Origin of the sequence: Ohtaekwangia sp. (assembly GCF_036786105.1) — a bacterium.
Classification (GTDB): Bacteria; Bacteroidota; Bacteroidia; order Cytophagales; family Cyclobacteriaceae; genus Ohtaekwangia.
The window spans coordinates 53,407-69,344 of the sequence record NZ_DAIQRQ010000009.1 but is presented as its reverse complement, the minus strand read 5'-3'; the positions used below and the strand labels follow the sequence as shown (position 1 = coordinate 69,344).

15 protein-coding genes are annotated in these 15,938 nt (G+C 45.7%); 3 read left to right on the top strand and 12 right to left on the bottom strand.

What is annotated here, in order from left to right; genetic code table 11:
• Window positions 1-48: 48 nt before the first annotated feature.
• From V7Q33_RS06690 to V7Q33_RS06655, 8 genes are all read right to left on the bottom strand, one after another.
• Window positions 49-252 carry a DUF3098 domain-containing protein gene (locus V7Q33_RS06690; RefSeq protein ID WP_331976323.1) on the bottom strand — a complete coding sequence of 68 codons (204 nt, stop codon included), beginning with the start codon at window positions 250-252 and terminating at the stop codon, window positions 49-51.
• Between the two features lie 21 nt (window positions 253-273).
• The gene (locus V7Q33_RS06685; protein WP_331976321.1) at window positions 274-1,158 is read right to left on the bottom strand and encodes a cell division protein FtsX; all 885 of its coding nucleotides are present in this window, start codon (window positions 1,156-1,158) and stop codon (window positions 274-276) included.
• 118 nt (window positions 1,159-1,276) lie between these two features.
• Window positions 1,277-2,200 carry an anti-sigma factor family protein gene (locus V7Q33_RS06680; RefSeq protein ID WP_333819328.1) on the bottom strand — a complete coding sequence of 308 codons (924 nt, stop codon included), beginning with the start codon at window positions 2,198-2,200 and terminating at the stop codon, window positions 1,277-1,279.
• A 4-nt stretch (window positions 2,201-2,204) separates the two neighbouring features.
• Entirely contained in the window at window positions 2,205-2,744 is a 540-nt protein-coding gene (locus V7Q33_RS06675) for an RNA polymerase sigma factor (RefSeq protein ID WP_331976317.1), read from the bottom strand.
• Window positions 2,745-2,839: 95 nt separating this feature from the next.
• Entirely contained in the window at window positions 2,840-3,262 is a 423-nt protein-coding gene (locus tag V7Q33_RS06670; RefSeq protein WP_331976315.1) for a DUF2147 domain-containing protein, read from the bottom strand.
• Window positions 3,263-3,360: 98 nt separating this feature from the next.
• Entirely contained in the window at window positions 3,361-5,538 is a 2,178-nt protein-coding gene (locus V7Q33_RS06665) for a sodium-translocating pyrophosphatase (protein ID WP_331976313.1), read from the bottom strand.
• Between the two features lie 159 nt (window positions 5,539-5,697).
• A complete protein-coding gene (locus tag V7Q33_RS06660; protein ID WP_333819325.1) occupies window positions 5,698-6,081 on the bottom strand; it encodes a hypothetical protein in 384 nt (127 codons plus the stop codon).
• Entirely contained in the window at window positions 6,078-6,602 is a 525-nt protein-coding gene (locus V7Q33_RS06655; protein WP_331976347.1) for an acyl-CoA thioesterase, read from the bottom strand. Before V7Q33_RS06655 ends, V7Q33_RS06660 begins: the two co-directional genes overlap by 4 nt.
• 436 nt (window positions 6,603-7,038) lie before the next feature.
• Between V7Q33_RS06655 and thrA the strand changes: the two genes are divergently transcribed.
• From thrA to thrC, 3 genes are all read left to right on the top strand, one after another.
• Window positions 7,039-9,483, top strand: coding sequence for a bifunctional aspartate kinase/homoserine dehydrogenase I (gene thrA, locus V7Q33_RS06650; protein WP_331976309.1), 2,445 nt, complete (start codon window positions 7,039-7,041; stop codon window positions 9,481-9,483).
• A 100-nt stretch (window positions 9,484-9,583) separates the two neighbouring features.
• Window positions 9,584-10,513, top strand: coding sequence for a homoserine kinase (locus V7Q33_RS06645; RefSeq protein ID WP_331976307.1), 930 nt, complete (start codon window positions 9,584-9,586; stop codon window positions 10,511-10,513).
• Window positions 10,514-10,600: 87 nt separating this feature from the next.
• Window positions 10,601-11,905 (top strand): threonine synthase, encoded by a 1,305-nt coding sequence (gene thrC, locus V7Q33_RS06640; RefSeq protein WP_333819324.1) that lies wholly within the window; start codon window positions 10,601-10,603, stop codon window positions 11,903-11,905.
• On the opposite strand, the gene V7Q33_RS06635 is transcribed toward thrC, so the two are convergent.
• From V7Q33_RS06635 to V7Q33_RS06620, 4 genes are all read right to left on the bottom strand, one after another.
• The gene (locus V7Q33_RS06635; protein ID WP_331976303.1) at window positions 11,877-12,344 is read right to left on the bottom strand and encodes a GtrA family protein; all 468 of its coding nucleotides are present in this window, start codon (window positions 12,342-12,344) and stop codon (window positions 11,877-11,879) included. The two genes, thrC and V7Q33_RS06635, sit on opposite strands and share 29 nt — an antisense overlap.
• A 91-nt stretch (window positions 12,345-12,435) precedes the next feature.
• A complete protein-coding gene (locus V7Q33_RS06630) occupies window positions 12,436-13,086 on the bottom strand; it encodes a protein-L-isoaspartate(D-aspartate) O-methyltransferase (RefSeq protein ID WP_331976301.1) in 651 nt (216 codons plus the stop codon).
• A gap of 361 nt (window positions 13,087-13,447) precedes the next feature.
• Window positions 13,448-14,347: a 3-hydroxyacyl-CoA dehydrogenase family protein gene (locus V7Q33_RS06625; RefSeq protein ID WP_331976299.1), complete on the bottom strand. Its 900-nt coding sequence runs from the start codon at window positions 14,345-14,347 to the stop codon at window positions 13,448-13,450.
• Window positions 14,348-14,442: 95 nt separating this feature from the next.
• Window positions 14,443-15,894, bottom strand: coding sequence for a BamA/TamA family outer membrane protein (locus V7Q33_RS06620; protein ID WP_331976297.1), 1,452 nt, complete (start codon window positions 15,892-15,894; stop codon window positions 14,443-14,445).
• Between the last annotated feature and the right edge of the window lie 44 nt (window positions 15,895-15,938).

Genomic DNA, 15,938 nt, shown 5'->3' with positions numbered 1-15,938 from the left:
AGCTACGGTGCATGTGTTACCGGTAGCTCTTCCGTTTATGTACTGTTCTTACTTGGTAGGTTTGTGAAGGATGGCAACGATCTCCATCACAAATCCTGCAACAACAACGATTGGCCCCAACACTAGTCCGAGAAAACCAAAACCATGTTGCGCTTTGTCAAGCGACATGATGATGAATCCGATGATGAGTGTAACAACGCCAATGATCATCCACTGATAGTTCTTTTTACCGAAAGGAAGTTTGCTTTCCATGTAGTTATAGTTATACTGTAATTAATACAATTGATCCAATGACATGCGCAGGTAGCGGTTGATCGAGAAGAAGGTGCCAAGCACGGCCACCACCATACCAATCACCACCAATATACCGAGCAACATCATGAAGTGTTCCTGATTGTGCAGGAGCGAGAGGTCTTCAATCTTACGCTGTGCATAGTCTGACAGCAGCCAGAGCAAGATCGATGTGAGCAGGCCGGCCAGTAAGCCATACGTTGCAGCGCGTACCAGGAATGGCCGCTGAATAAACCAACGCTTGGCGCCAACCAGTTGCATGCTGCGAATGAGGAAACGCTGCGAGAACAACGCTAAACGAAGCGTGTTATTGATTAATAGCACCACCGTAATGAGCAATAGCATAATGAGTCCTGCCAGTATAAATCCGATCTTGGTAACATTGCTGTTTACCGATTCAATTAATCCTTCCACATAGTATACCTGGAACACGCCATTCATCTTGGAAAGGTCGGCCTTGATCTTTTCCATTTGTGTTTTCGAATGAAAACCGGGATCGATGTTTACCAGGTATGCATCCTTCAATGGGTTTTCGCCTATAAACTGGGTGAAGTCTTCGCCTGTTTCGGCAATAAATTTTTTGGCGGCTTCTTCTTTGGAAAAGAATGCCACACCCTTGCCATCTTCACGGTTCACAAAGTCCATAGAGAGAAGTTTATTCTCAATTTGCAGGCGCTGTGTCTCCGTAAGATTTGACTTCAGGTATACCTGCATTTTGATATTCTGGCGCACCTGGTGTTCCAGTTCCTGCGAATAAATGATCAGTACGCCAAACAACCCGATTACAAACAGGGCCAGTGTTATACTCACCACGACACCGATACCGGGGTAGCCTCCTAACTTCTTTTTGCGGGTTCTCTTCTCCATGTTAATCGCCAAAGTTAGGAGAAATTACCAAATAGCCGCGTGGTATTCTGCCAGTGAAAATCTCATAAAACAAAAGACCCTGCGGTGAGGCAGGGTCGTGGAAGATTTTTGCGATCGCTTAATTTCCGCGATGCTCTTTCAGTTTTCTGATCAGAGCCGGATCGGTGATGGCGGTGAGTGGCTTCACTTTATCGGAAGCTTCATTCAGCAGGTAGTACTTGTTCTCATGGAAAAGGAATACGGTGTGCTTGTTGTCGCTGAAGAACTCCATGATCTCAATGAGTTTCTTATCGAACGGACCGTACAGGTATAACTCTCCATTTTTGAATTGATAGTGGAAGTTATATTTCTTGTTGTTGGCGTCTGTCTTCACCGTCATCGACGTTTTATTAGCCTTGACAGTACTTTCTGCAGCAGCCGGTTCGCTGGCGGTTTTCGCATCAGCTTCTTCACTTGGATCGTATACGTTGATCTTTGGCTCGGTAACAGAATCTTTCTGATGAGGTTGTGTTAACGCCGGATTTGCCACATGCGTTGATTCTTTCTCGGCTGGCTTGCCTGATACCACCGGATTTTTCTCCGCTGGTTTTCCGGCTTGCACTGTAGCAGGCGATTCTTCTGCCACCTTGGTTGTTTCAATCGGCTGCTCGATGGATTTTATTGCATCTGGCATCTGCTCTGGCTGGGCTATCGGTTCTGTTGACGAGATAGGCTCCTGCAGGGCTTGTGTTTCTTCTTTACCGTTGAAATAAAAGTATATTCCGGTTGCCACAATACCCGCGGCTACTATACCAATCAGCGCTTTGGCACCTGCTGAAATTTCGCTGCCAGATGTTGGGGGCACGGGTATATTATTTAGCATACCTTTTAATTCCTGTACGCGTGCCTGGCGGATACCTTCCGCCACTTTTTGTTGAAGGGTATATTCGCGCTTCAGCTCCGGGTCGTTTTGCAGCTTCTGCTCAAATGCCTTCCGCTCTTCGCCACCAAGCTTGTTGCTGATGTAATCGTCCAGTAATTCTAAATCTCTTTCTAATGCCATAACTCTAGTCCAGAAAATCCCGCTCAGAGTACTGAGCTTTCACTAATTCATCTAATTTCATTTTACATTTATACTTCTTGGTTTTGGCGGTGTCAGTATTTGCAAAGCCCAGTTTGTCTGCAATTTCCTGCATTGACATTTCCTCGAAGTAATAGTACATCAACACTTTTTTACAGGTTTCCCCGAGCTGCTCGATGCACTTTAAAATTATTTTGTCGCGCTCAGCCGTTTCAGTATCTAACGAAATGGCTGTGTCTTTCTCTTCGTTGGAGAGGCGTTTTTTTCGATCCAGTTCCTTTCGCCATAAGTTCTGGCAAATGCTATAGATATAGGTACTGATCTTCGAAGTCATTACCAGGTTGCCTGAAGTAGCTTTCTGCCAGAAAACGATTAGTGCATCCTGATAGATATCCCGAGCCTCCTCTTCCGTTCCACTGTTGGTGATGACAAGCTTGGTCATCATCCGGTAATATTTCTTATACAAGAACTCAAGAGCTTTCTCATCGCCTTTACAAATGCGCTCGAAGATCTCCTTTTCGTCCATGTGTGAACTCGACCTGTATACCATCTTTTAATGAGGTTGTAACCGCTGGGGTTCCTTTTTTATAGTTTTTTTCTGTGAATTACGATTACATCAGGTTAACGTAGCCGCTTCCACGTTTGCGTTCGATAGAAAGGCCCCCAGTAACCACGCACCTTCAAATCCTCACCCTCCATCCACAGTTTGCACCGGTATACCTTGCCTTCTTCGGGGTCCAGAATATTGCCTTCCGCGTATTCATCGCCGGTCTTCTTCATGTCTTTGATGATCTCCATACCGATAATTTTCTTTTTATACCGGGCATCTTCCTCCGGGCACTGGTTGCACACCGGATCGGGGTCTTTTCCTGGTGCCGGAAATATCCTGATAATTTTTCCAAAAACCTTCCCGTCTCTTTCGAAGATGTCAACGATTGATTTTTCTGCTCCGGAGGAGTCGTCAATGGTAGTCCATTTACCGGTAATGTTTTGCGCCAGACAGAAATTGCTGGCCAACAGCAGGATAAGGGTAAGTAATTTCATGCCTGGCTAAGAGTAAATTGTGATCAAAAATAGAAAAAGCCCCGGCATTACCGAGGCTCTCCTATAAATTGATTGGTTGCTATTCTGTATAGCGTGGTTTATTTCGCTACAGCTTCGCTGATAACTTCTGTTTTCGCTTTTACCTGCTCTGCCTTTGCTGCAACACTGTGATCTTTATGGCTGATGTGTGGAGCAATGATCAGGGCTACGATCGATGTAAGCTTGATCAAAATGTTCATGGAAGGACCGGATGTATCTTTGAACGGATCACCTACGGTATCGCCTGTTACCGAAGCCTTGTGTGGCTCCGATTTCTTATAGTAGGTTTGACCGTTAATATTTACTCCCTTCTCGAACGACTTCTTCGCATTGTCCCACGCACCACCGGCATTGGACTGGAACATACCCATCAATACCCCGGATACGGTAACACCGGCGAGCATGCCTCCCAATACTTCGGGACCGAACGTAAAGCCAACGAGTATCGGCAATACCAATGCTATAGCACCAGGAGCGATCATCTCGCGAATAGAGGCACGCGTAGAGATAGCCACACATTTTTCATATTCAGGCTTTGATTTATACTCCATGATGCCCGGTATTTCGCGGAACTGTCTGCGCACTTCATTCACCATGTCCATTGCTGCACGGCCTACGGCAGCTATAGCAAGTGAAGAGAAGATGAACGGAATCATGCCGCCAACAAATAATCCGGCCAACACGGGAGCTTTATAGATATCGATCGCGGTAATGCCGGATATACCTACAAAGGCTGCGAACAGTGCGAGTGATGTAAGGGCTGCAGAAGCAATCGCGAAGCCTTTACCGGTTGCCGCGGTAGTATTACCTACGGCATCCAGATTATCGGTACGATGACGTACTTCTTCCGGCAACTGACTCATCTCAGCAATACCCCCTGCGTTGTCGGCAATTGGGCCGAATGCATCAATAGCAAGCTGCATCGCGGTAGTAGCCATCATGCCGGCCGCTGCGATAGAAACACCATATAGTCCGGCAAATTCGTAAGAGGCAATGATACCACCGGCCAATACGAAGATTGGAGCTACTGTAGATTCCATGCCTACTGACAAACCTCCAATGATGTTGGTTGCGTGGCCTGTTCCGGATTGCTTGATGATTGACAATACCGGACGTTTGCCCATGGCAGTATAGTATTCAGTGATAAGACTCATGAGTGTACCCACAATCAGACCGATGATAATGGCAATGAATACATCGGTAGAAGTAAATTCCACACCGCGGTGTACAAGTGTTTCCGGGAGCAAATGCTTTACAGCAAAATATGAGGCTATAGCGGTCATGATAATGGATGACCAGTTACCGATGTTTAATGCTTTCTGTACACTGTCAGTTTCTTTCGAGATGCGCACAAACCAGGTACCGATGATGGAGAAGATTAACCCCAGACCAGCAATGAGCATGGGCAACAAAATAGGAGAGAGGCCACCGAACTGATCGGCTGAAGCATCAATCTCCTGACCCAATACCATCGTAGCAAGAATCGTAGCTACATAAGAGCCAAACAAGTCAGCACCCATACCCGCTACATCCCCTACGTTATCGCCTACGTTATCGGCAATGGTAGCCGGGTTACGAACATCGTCTTCCGGTATACCGGCTTCTACTTTACCTACCAGGTCGGCACCTACGTCAGCCGCTTTGGTATATATACCTCCGCCCACGCGCGCAAAGAGTGCTATGGATTCTGCACCCAATGAGAAACCGGCCAGTACTTCGATCGCCTTCTTCATTTCAACACCGGTGATGGCAGCGCCTTCCGGAACAAATATTTTGAAAAATATGATGAACAAACTGCCGAGCCCCAGCACGGCCAGACCGGCAACGCCTATACCCATTACAGAACCTCCTGTGAAGGATACTTTAAGAGCCTGCGCCAGGCTTGTGCGTGCAGCCTGCGTAGTGCGCACGTTGGCTTTGGTGGCGATCTTCATACCGATATAGCCGGCAAATGCAGAGAGCACAGCACCGATGATAAAGGATACAGCAATAATAGGGTGGGAGTCTGGTACCAATGTGCCTGACCATCCTAACAGGATGGCTGCTATTACAGCAAAATAGGCGAGAACTCTCCATTCTGCTTTAAGAAACGCCATAGCGCCATTGGCGATATAGCCTGCCAGCTCCTGCATCTTTGCATCGCCGGCATCCTGCTTGTTTACCCAGGCTGACTTAATTGCCATCGCGATCAGACCGATGACTCCCAGGGCAGGGATGATAAGTAAAGTACTGTTCATTCGTTTAAAAATTATCTATCTGGTTTTACACATAAAAACCATCCTCTTTTCGCAGGATGGCTTTTTACAAGAATGGCAAAGATAGAAATAGAAGGCAAACTGCCAAACGATTGCTAACGTTAGCGCTTTATGAACAGGCTTGAAAAGCAGGAAGTTGTATCAGAGCCCAAACATCTGCTTGAGGGCGATCCAGAGATTTTTTTTCTTCAGGTCATCCAGGTTGCTGATGGCATCTGCAGCAATAACCGATATGCCGTTGAGCGAGATATGCTCGTATGTTTTGGGCGATGATTTTAATTGTGAACCCAGTGCCAGCACTTTGCCTGGAGCTAAGGGAGCAAGATCCTCTATGGAGAAATCTTTTCGGATGATGATTTGCACCGAAGCCATGCTCAATCTCACAGCCGTGATCATTTTGCTGAGCACCGTGCGCTCATCCTCCGAATGTTCTTCCCACGGTTTCGATAAGATGATTAACATACGGGAAGGCAGCGCATAGAGCTCTTCCTGGTACAGGCTTTCGATGGCGGATGATTGACTCACGATTCTTTAATATCAAATATAGATCGAAGTTCGTTGGCTTCCTGTGGTTTCATTCTTCCGGAAAGGATAAGGCGAAGTTGTCTTCTGCGCAGTGCTCCGTTGTAAAGCTCGCGTTCTTCGTCTGTTTCCGGTTCCACTTCCGGAACGCTGGTAGGATTACCATTTTTATCCAGCGCTACAAATGTAAAGTAGGCAGCGTTGCTTTCAAACTTTTGACCGGTGGGCACATCTTCTGCTTCTACATCAATACGTATCTCCATCGATGAATTGAACGCACGGGTAACCTTTGCTTTCAGCGTTACTACATTACCCAGCCTGATGGGATGCTTGAACGATATGTTATCAACGGAAGCAGTAACAACAATACTATTGGAATGCTTTTGTCCGGCAATAGCCGAAACAATATCCATCCAGTGCATCAGTCGTCCACCCATCAAGTTGTTGAGTGTATTGGTATCATTTGGCAAAACCAGCTCCGTCATACTGACGAACGATTCGCGGGGAAATTTTTTTTTACGCATCTGTGAGTGTTGAAGTGTTGATGTATTGAAGTGTTGAAGTATACCGTTGATGAAAATTTCTACTACATCAACACGTGAACACTTCAACACTTTGGTACTTGTAAGGCGCTAATAACCGTTAGTTCGTGCAAAAATCTAAAAAAATAGTTTGCAATCAAGTATATCATTTCATTATTTCGGTGCGCCTTATGCAAGCAACACAAAACATAGCATCTTCACGCTTCTCATCACAGAGAACAGCTTGCTTCGCTGTGTCTGCTATTAATACCGTTATCATTACTATTATTACAGGTATTATTATTACCATCACCATTATTACGGGGGTAAACCCGTGATAATTTTTACCCCCGCCCATTAGGATTATGTCCGCCTCCAGGAGATGGAACCATAGTCAAGCAGTAAAACAGACACCAACTAACCTGATAAAATTTATTTCATGAAAATATTAAAGTTCGGTGGCTCATCGGTAGCTACCCCTGCGCGAATACAATCGGTCGTAGAAATAGTCAAACCTTATCTTAAAGGCGATGTGGCCGTGGTCTTCTCTGCCTTTGGCGGAGTAACGGATGTGTTGATCAGCATCAGCAAACTCGCGCTGGAAAGTAATTTAGAATACAAGGTAAAACTTGCCGAACTCGAAAAGCGCCACCTCGAAGCCGTGCGTGAGCTGATCGGCGTACAGAAGCAAAGCAGTATTCTGGCGCAGGTAAAATTTATGATCAACGAGCTGGAAGATGTATTGCACGGTGTGTTCCTGGTAAAAGAGCGTACACCCCGCACGTTAGACTATGTCATGAGCTTTGGTGAACGTCTTTCCGCCTATATTATCGCGGAAGCATTTAAAGATCGCGGAGTAGCTGCCGAGTTTCTCGATGCACGCAAGGTGGTAAGAACAGATGGTCACTTCGGTTATGCAAAAGTAGATTTTGAAACTACGAACAAGCTGATCGCTGATTACTTCCGCAATCATACTGATCTGCAAGTGATCACAGGATTTATAGGTACATCCGAAACCGGAGAGACTACAACCTTGGGAAGAAGCGGCTCCGATTATACGGCCGCTATATTTGCCGGTGCGCTGCATGCTTCTGATCTTGAAATATGGACTGACGTTGATGGCATGATGACGGCTGATCCACGCCTGGTGAAGAAAGCATTTACGGTTCCGCAAATGAGCTATGAAGAAGCCATGGAACTCTCGCACTTCGGAGCGAAAGTAATTTTCCCGGCTACCATGCAACCGGCCATGGTAAATCACATACCGATCTGGATCAAGAACACCTTTAACCCGACTTTTGAAGGAACGGTTATTCATGCCAACTCTAAAAATGGCAAGCTCATTAAAGGTATATCTTCCATGAATAACATTTGTCTGTTGAGTGTACAGGGAAGCGGGCTGCTGGGCGTAGTAGGAGCATCGATGCGTTTGTTTGCCACACTGGCGCGCGAAAAGATAAATGTTATACTCATTAGTCAGGCATCATCCGAGCACTCCATCTGTCTTGCTATCGAGAATCAAAATGCGAAGCGGGCGAAGAGCTCGATTGAAAAAGAATTTCAATATGAAATACGAAATGAGGAGATCGATGAAGTACAGGTAGAGACTGATCTGTCTGTGGTGGCAGTGGTAGGCGATGGTATGAAACATAGTCCGGGTACCAGTGGTCGTATGTTCAGCTCGCTGGGAAAGAACGGTGTTAATGTAATGGCCATTGCGCAAGGTTCTTCCGAGCGAAATATATCAGCCGTGGTTCGCCAGGTAGATGTAGCCAAAGCACTGAACGCACTGCATGAAGCATTCTTCCTGTCAGACAGAAAAGTATTGAATGTATTTCTGGTGGGTACCGGATTGATCGGTAGTTCGCTCGTGAATATGATCCGGGAGCAATATGCTAAACTGGCGACTGAGAATTTACTGGAAGTAAATGTAGTGGCTGTTGCCAACAGTAAAAAGATGCTCTTCCATGAAGAAGGTCTTTCACTGACTACGGGTATTGATACGATGAAGCAGGAAGGCGAAGCGATGAACATGAAAGCATTCGCTGATAAAATGATAACCCTCAATCTGCCCAACAGCATTTTTGTGGACTGCACTTCAAGTGAAGATGTTACTGCTTTCTATCGCGATATACTCGCTGCCAATATCTCCATCGTTACACCGAACAAGAAAGCAAACTCGGCTTCAATGGAACAATATACACTGTTGAAGAAAACAGCCTTTAGCCGCGGTGTAAAGTTCTTGTATGAAACCAATGTTGGTGCCGGACTCCCGGTGATCAACACCATGAACGATTTGTTGCTGAGTGGTGATAAAGTGATCAGCATTGAAGGTGTATTGAGCGGTACATTGAATTTTATCTTCAGCTCCTATACCGAAGGGAAGAAATTCAGTGAAGTAGTAAAAGAAGCGAAAGAAAAGGGCTATACCGAACCTGATCCCCGTGATGATTTGAGTGGTATGGATGTAGCGCGCAAGATATTGATACTATCGCGCGAGTCAGGTCTGTCATTCGAGTTAAAAGATATACAGGTACAAAACCTGGTGCCTGCCGATTGTCAGCAGGGAAATGTAGATAACTTCTTTAAAACATTGGAGAAGCACGATGTCTCCTTTGAAAAGCTACGCAACGAAGCTACTGCCAAAGGAGAGAAGTTACGCTATATGGCGGTGCTGCGCGATGGTAAAGTGAGTGTACAGCTCGGTGCGGTTAACAGCCAGCATCCGTTTTATTCACTGTCCGGCAGCGATAACATTATACTGCTTACAACCGAACGCTACCACGAACGCCCGATGGTAATTCGTGGCCCGGGAGCGGGAGCCGCGGTTACGGCCGCCGGTGTCTTTGCTGATATCATCCGTATAGGACACTACGCTAAGTAACGTTAACCGTTATCTGTTACACGCTAATCGTTAAAAGCAAAAAACGAATAACGTATAACGGTTAACGTATAGCGAATAATGATTAACTGATAACGACAACATGAAATCAATAAAAGCATCAGCCCCGGCAACGGTAGCAAACGTATCGTGTGGCTTTGATATTTTCGGATTTGCCGTAGAGGCTCCTGCCGATGAAGTAATGGTTACACTCACCGATCGTCCGGGAGTGAAGATTGTAAAAATTATAGGAGACGATGGCAGGCTTCCACTGGAAGCAGAGAAGAATACATCGGGTGTAGCGGTGCTCGAATACCTGAAGGCGATCAATAGTCAGTGGGGAGCTGAGATTACACTGTATAAAAATCTTCCATTGGGCAGTGGTATGGGCTCAAGTGCTGCGAGCTCAGCCGCCGCACTGGTGGCCATTAACGAGCTGCATGGTAATCCGCTAACGCGCGAACAGCTTTTACCTTTTGCGATGGAATCGGAACGCATTGCGTGTGGTTCTGCGCATGCTGATAACGTTGCGCCATCTCTGTTGGGAGGATTTGTGTTGATCCGTGGCTATGCTCCGCTGGATGTCACCAATATACCAACGCCCGCTGAGCTTTACTGTACACTCGTGCACCCGCATCTCGAACTCAAAACAGAAGATTCGAGGCGCGTGCTGAAGCCCAGCATCCCCATGAAAGATGCTATCACACAATGGGGAAATATAGCGGGTATGGTTGTCGGGTTAATGAAGCCCGATTATGGTTTGATACAGCGTTCCCTGCACGATGTGGTGGCGGAGCCAATACGTTCGGTGTTGATTCCCGGTTTCCATAAAATCAAAGATGAAGCGATACTGGCAGGTGCGTTGGGCTGCGGTATATCCGGCTCAGGACCCACCATCTTCGCACTGTCAACCACCCGCGATATAGCAGCACATGTAGGCCAGGCCATGCAGAAACAATTTGATACACTGCAGTTAAAGAGCGATGTGTTTGTATCGAAGATCAACCTGGAGGGAGCGAAGGTGCTGCGTTAGCACGTGAGCATGTCAGTACGTGTTTACGTGGGTATGTGTAGGTTGGAAAAGTTAGAAAAATATAATCTGTAAATTTTATATAACGACATGAAGTTTTATAGTACGAATAACAAGAATGCGAAGGTTGATCTGAAGGAAGCTGTTACGCAAGGGCTGGCTCCGGACAATGGTTTATATATGCCCGAAACTATACCGGTGCTGCCAAAGGAATTTTTTGATTCGATCCATACCCAATCATTTCAGGAGATTGCTTTTACGGTAGCAGATGCATTGCTGGGGAAAGATGTACCGGCGGATGAATTGAAGCGTATTGTAAATCATACTATTCAATTTGAAGCTCCGATAGTGGAGGTAGATGATCATGCGTATGCGTTGGAGTTATTTCACGGTCCTACGCTGGCATTCAAAGATTTTGGTGCACGCTTTATGTCGCAGTTGCTGGGCTATTTTGCCAAGCAGCAGAATCAGGAGATTGTTATACTGGTGGCAACATCCGGTGATACGGGGAGTGCTGTAGCCAATGGTTTCTTAGGTGTGAAAGGAACGCGTGTAGTGGTGCTATACCCATCCGGAAAGGTGAGCGATATACAGGAGAAGCAATTTACTACACTGGGCCAAAACGTTACAGCGCTGGAAGTGGCCGGTACATTTGATGATTGCCAGCGATTGGTGAAGCAGGCATTTCTGGACGAGACGCTGCGTGCAAAGTATTTCCTCACATCCGCCAACTCTATCAATATTGCGCGACTCATACCTCAGTCGTTCTATTACTTTTATGCTTATGCCCAGGTGAAAGAAAAAGGTAAACCGGTAGTGTTTTCAATTCCGAGTGGAAACTTTGGCAACCTCACCGGTGGTTTATTGGCAAAACGTATGGGATTGCCGGTACATAAATTTATAGCGACTACCAATGCCAACGATGTGGTGCCGGAGTATCTGAAAACAACTGTGTTCAATCCTAGACCTTCGAAGCAAACCATCAGCAACGCAATGGATGTGGGCAACCCGAGTAATTTTGTGCGTATGCTTGATTTCTTTGGTCAGGACTACTCTAAACTATCAACTGACATTCGCGGGTATGCTTTTTCGGATGACGATACGCGCGCGGCCATGCGCCATGTATATGCCTCAAATGATTATATACTCGATCCGCACGGGGCTGTAGGCTACCTCGGCCTTGTTAAATACCTGGAAGAAAGTGGTGAAGATGTAACGGGTATATTCCTGGAAACAGCACATCCGGCCAAGTTCAAGGAAGTAGTGGAGGAGACGCTCGCCAAACCGATTGAGATACCACAGCCATTGCAAAAGTTTATGCAGCAGCCCAAGCAGACCGTGGCAATAAAAAGCGACTTCGAAGGATTTAAAGCGTTTCTTCTGAATAATCTGTAGCAGTAGCCTGCTGTGCGGCTACCGGGCGGTTGCGAAAAACCAGGTGCTTGCGTGTAAAGAAATTCCAGATGACGGTGATCGCAATGGCGATTACCTTGGCAATCCGGTAATCAAGTGATGTAAATTCAACAAAGATCCACAACACGATCTGGTTCACCAGCAGCCCACCGAGCAGGCACAAAAAGAACAGCCCCGCTTCCTGCGCTTTATTAGCCGATGTAGCCGCATTGAACACATAGCGCTTGCTCAGCACATAGGTAACAATGTTGGTTAATGCAAAGGCTATTACATTGCCGATGAGATAATCCATCGAAAGCTTTTCAACGAAGAGAATAAGCAATGAAAATTCAAGAACAGCCGAAATGCCTCCGACTACAACGAATTTTACAAATTCCGCTTTGAGCAATTTAAGTACGGCTTCAACGATACTGTTCTTCATAGAGCGGGGCAAAGAAACGAATTTTTATCGGAAGATGCGGTACGTCATGGTATCGTGATTTTATCAAACGATTGAACGTCACCCTATAGCATCATCCTTTCCACCCTTGTTCGCCCAGCAGCGGTACAAAAGCGAAGTAATCAAACTCTTCCTTAAAAAGCTTGCCACCCTTTTTGCGGATGCGCAGCATAAGCTGTTTCTCCTTATCGCCTACAGGAATTACCAGGATGCCATCTTCTTTCAATTGATCGGTGAGTGCTGTAGGTACTACCGGGGCACCGGCCGTTACAATGATTTTATCGAACGGAGCTTTTGCAGGAAGTCCTTTCGAACCATCGCCGAAAAAGAAATAAGGTTTGTATCCTAATTGTGGCAGAAAGGCTTTGGCGGTCTCATACAGTTTGCGCTTGTATTCAATGGTATAGACTTTGGCGCCCAGTTCCAGCAGCACACATGCCTGGTAGCCGGAGCCCGTGCCGATCTCCAGCACTTTATCGCCCGGCTTGATCTCGAGTTTTTCGCTTTGAAATGCTACCGTATAAGGTTGCGAAATGGTTTGCCCTTCTCCGATCGGGAAGGCTTTGTCTTCATAGGCGTGTTCAAGCAACGCATTTTCAAAAAAAACATGGCGCGGCACGGCCCCAATGGCTGCCAGAACAGCCTCACTTTTGATGCCTTTCTGGGCCAGTTTTTTTACCAGTTTGTTACGCATTCCGCGCTGCCTGTAATTGTCTTCAATCATGAATCTGCTTGTAAAAAATGTCTTTGTGGATAGATTGTGGATCGATTGTGTATAATGTTAAATTATCTGGTTATCAGTAACTTAATTGAAATTTTAAAAAATCTGCTTTCCAAAAAAGCCCTTTAAAAGCCGTTTAGCAAAGGTCGTTTTTCAACTCCTGAAAGTTTGAAAAATTCCTTAGGAAAATTCGAGGTTATGCCCGTACTTTAAAGTCCTCTCCACACAGTGATCAGCTTTTTGCCATAGCGTTTCACATGTGTCCTGCTCCGGAGAGCCGATGGTTCCCATCGGTGCAAAAGAGTGGGAGAGAAGTGTAATAAAGGCCAGCTATTCAAATCGAGTAACTGGCCTTTCACTTTTTTCAGGCCTGTTTCCCGGCAAATCGGGCTGAAACCTTCAAATCCTTGCTTCCGGGCGTATAAGCATAAAATCCGTTCCCTGATTTAACACCCTTATGGCCAGCCTGTACCATATTCACCAGCAAAGGGCATGGTGCATATTTGGGGTTGCCAAAACCATCGTGTAAAACATGCAGAATGGAAAGGCACACGTCCAGTCCGATAAAATCAGCCAGTTGCAGGGGCCCCATCGGGTGGGCCATGCCGAGTTTCATTACAGCATCTATCTCTTCAACGCCGGCTACGCCTTCATACAAAGAATATATAGCTTCGTTGATCATCGGCATCAATATGCGGTTGGCAATAAACCCGGGATAGTCATTTACTTCTACCGGAATCTTTTCAAGGCTCCGCGATAATTCCATCGTGCGCTTCGTTACCTCATCGCTGGTATTATAACCGCGAATAACCTCTACCAGCTTCATCACCGGCACAGGGTTCATAAAGTGCATGCCGATCACTTTATCAGCACGCTTTGTAACCGATGCAATTTTAGTAATGGAGATTGATGATGTGTTGGTTGCTAAAATGGTTTCAGATTTTGCTGCCGCATCAAGGTCTTGAAATATCTTCAGCTTGAGTTCTGTATTTTCTGTAGCTGCTTCCACTACAAGGTCAACATTCTGTACACCCGATTTAATATCGGTGATGGGTGTGATGCGTTGCAGTGTCTGCTTTTTATCGGCTTCTGTAATGACACCTTTCTCTACTTGTCGGCCCAGATTTTTTTCGATTGTGCTCATTGCTTTTTTCAAAGCATCTTCCGCAATGTCGATCAATGTTACTGTATAACCATGTTGTGCGAAAGTATGTGCAATGCCATTTCCCATGGTACCGGAACCAATCACAGCAATGTTCTTCATAAGCGCTCAATTTTATAGCGAACAAATATAAGGATAGTAATGACTCTTGTGTAATGAAGGATGCCTGCAGTGTTATGAACGCAAAAAAGAAAACTTTAAAATTCTTTTTTGAAGTTGAAGAAGAGACCGTGCTTCCCTTCTGCATTAAAGGTATACTCGAATCGCAATACCATATCATACGAACCTACAATGTCGATACCACCACCAACACCAGAGAGTAATTTATTGGTGAGACGACTGTTAATAGTATAATGCGGATAGTTGTTTACATAGCCTACATCTGCATAGGTCTTTAAATATACTGCCAGCGGTATATGCCTGAACTGCTGAATAGGAACAGCTTTCCAGTGATAGGTTTTTCCGAATATTTTCTTTTTGAATGTGGTTTTGTTCAGTGCATACTCGGGGCCTTCAATAACATATATTTCATATCCTCGAATAATCTGCTTCTGGTATCCCAGTGCACCATAATTGTAATACGGAAGATTGGTTGGATTACTCCAATAGCCTACAGTATAATTCGACAGGAAGAATCCTTTTTTCAGATCGAGGAATCGTGCATACGTGGCGCTGATCTCCAGTTTGTTCAAGTCATCAGCGGCAGTGAGTCCGCTCTTGGTAATGTTTGCCAGCAGGTAATAACCGCGCAATGGATACCCAATATAATCGCGATGGTCTGCGCTGAATTGATACGCAAGTATAGCATAATTTTGGTGGGTGCGTTCATGGCCCAGGTAATTGGGGTTACGCTCCACTACGGTATCGGCAACGGTTGTGCTTTTATAGTTGATGGATATTGCGTGCGATTGATAGAAGGAAGGCCGATAGGTATAGGTAATACCACCGCTTCTGCTGGTACGAACGATGTTCCGGGTTTCGATATAGTCCAGTTTGTGATCGGCTGTGCGGAATGCAAGGTTTTTCGTTTCCATAAAATCAAAATCAAGTATAAGGCCCTGCTTTTGCTTTTTGTCGATATAGGGGAAACGGTACGTTATGCCGAATCTTCGTGAGAAGCCAAACTGTGCGAGGAAGCGAAGCGTTTCATTGCGACCCCGCATGTTGAATTGATAAAGACGCAGGCCGAAGTTTACTCGGTTAAGATCGTGATTATAGTTCTGCCACCACTCATTAAAGTTTCGGTCAGATAATTCAAAGATAGGAGAGGGAAATGTATACCAGCGTTCGTTGATATCGATGAGCAGATCGATCTGATCGGTTTCCAGCTCGAGTGTTTTTATTTCAACCGTGTTGAAGAGCCGTGTGTTGATGAGTTTCTTTTTGTCGATCTCCAGCACTCCGGGCAGATCGGTGCTATATACATAGTCACCGGCTTTTAATGTAAGCTCGCGCAAGATGATCGGATCACGCGTAACATGATTGCCAATGATAAAGATGCGATTGATCTGAACAAACCTTCCTATACTGTCAACAGCGATAGGCAGTGGCCGCTTTATGGAGTCGGCAACAGGCGGCACGGCGTCAGAAACCTGTATGATCTCTGCCGGCGAAAATAAGCTGATAAAACTGATGATAAGGGCCAGCATTCTGTAACGTTAAGACTCCCTCTATACTAACAAGTTTAACGTTA

What these genes read in the sequence shown, in the direction of transcription:
- V7Q33_RS06645 (WP_331976307.1), top strand. Translation starts at nt 9,584, where the DNA reads ATGAAATCAATAAAAGCATCAGCCCCGGCAACGGTAGCAAACGTATCG.
- V7Q33_RS06625 (WP_331976299.1), bottom strand. Translation starts at nt 14,347, where the DNA reads ATGAAGAACATTGCTGTGATTGGTTCCGGTACCATGGGAAATGGCATT.
- thrA (WP_331976309.1), top strand. Translation starts at nt 7,039, where the DNA reads ATGAAAATATTAAAGTTCGGTGGCTCATCGGTAGCTACCCCTGCGCGA.
- V7Q33_RS06665 (WP_331976313.1), bottom strand. Translation starts at nt 5,538, where the DNA reads ATGAACAGTACTTTACTTATCATCCCTGCCCTGGGAGTCATCGGTCTG.
- V7Q33_RS06620 (WP_331976297.1), bottom strand. Translation starts at nt 15,894, where the DNA reads ATGCTGGCCCTTATCATCAGTTTTATCAGCTTATTTTCGCCGGCAGAG.
- V7Q33_RS06680 (WP_333819328.1), bottom strand. Translation starts at nt 2,200, where the DNA reads ATGGCATTAGAAAGAGATTTAGAATTACTGGACGATTACATCAGCAAC.
- V7Q33_RS06635 (WP_331976303.1), bottom strand. Translation starts at nt 12,344, where the DNA reads ATGAAGAACAGTATCGTTGAAGCCGTACTTAAATTGCTCAAAGCGGAA.
- V7Q33_RS06630 (WP_331976301.1), bottom strand. Translation starts at nt 13,086, where the DNA reads ATGATTGAAGACAATTACAGGCAGCGCGGAATGCGTAACAAACTGGTA.
- V7Q33_RS06690 (WP_331976323.1), bottom strand. Translation starts at nt 252, where the DNA reads ATGGAAAGCAAACTTCCTTTCGGTAAAAAGAACTATCAGTGGATGATC.
- thrC (WP_333819324.1), top strand. Translation starts at nt 10,601, where the DNA reads ATGAAGTTTTATAGTACGAATAACAAGAATGCGAAGGTTGATCTGAAG.
- V7Q33_RS06655 (WP_331976347.1), bottom strand. Translation starts at nt 6,602, where the DNA reads ATGCGTAAAAAAAAATTTCCCCGCGAATCGTTCGTCAGTATGACGGAG.
- V7Q33_RS06670 (WP_331976315.1), bottom strand. Translation starts at nt 3,262, where the DNA reads ATGAAATTACTTACCCTTATCCTGCTGTTGGCCAGCAATTTCTGTCTG.
- V7Q33_RS06685 (WP_331976321.1), bottom strand. Translation starts at nt 1,158, where the DNA reads ATGGAGAAGAGAACCCGCAAAAAGAAGTTAGGAGGCTACCCCGGTATC.
- V7Q33_RS06675 (WP_331976317.1), bottom strand. Translation starts at nt 2,744, where the DNA reads ATGGACGAAAAGGAGATCTTCGAGCGCATTTGTAAAGGCGATGAGAAA.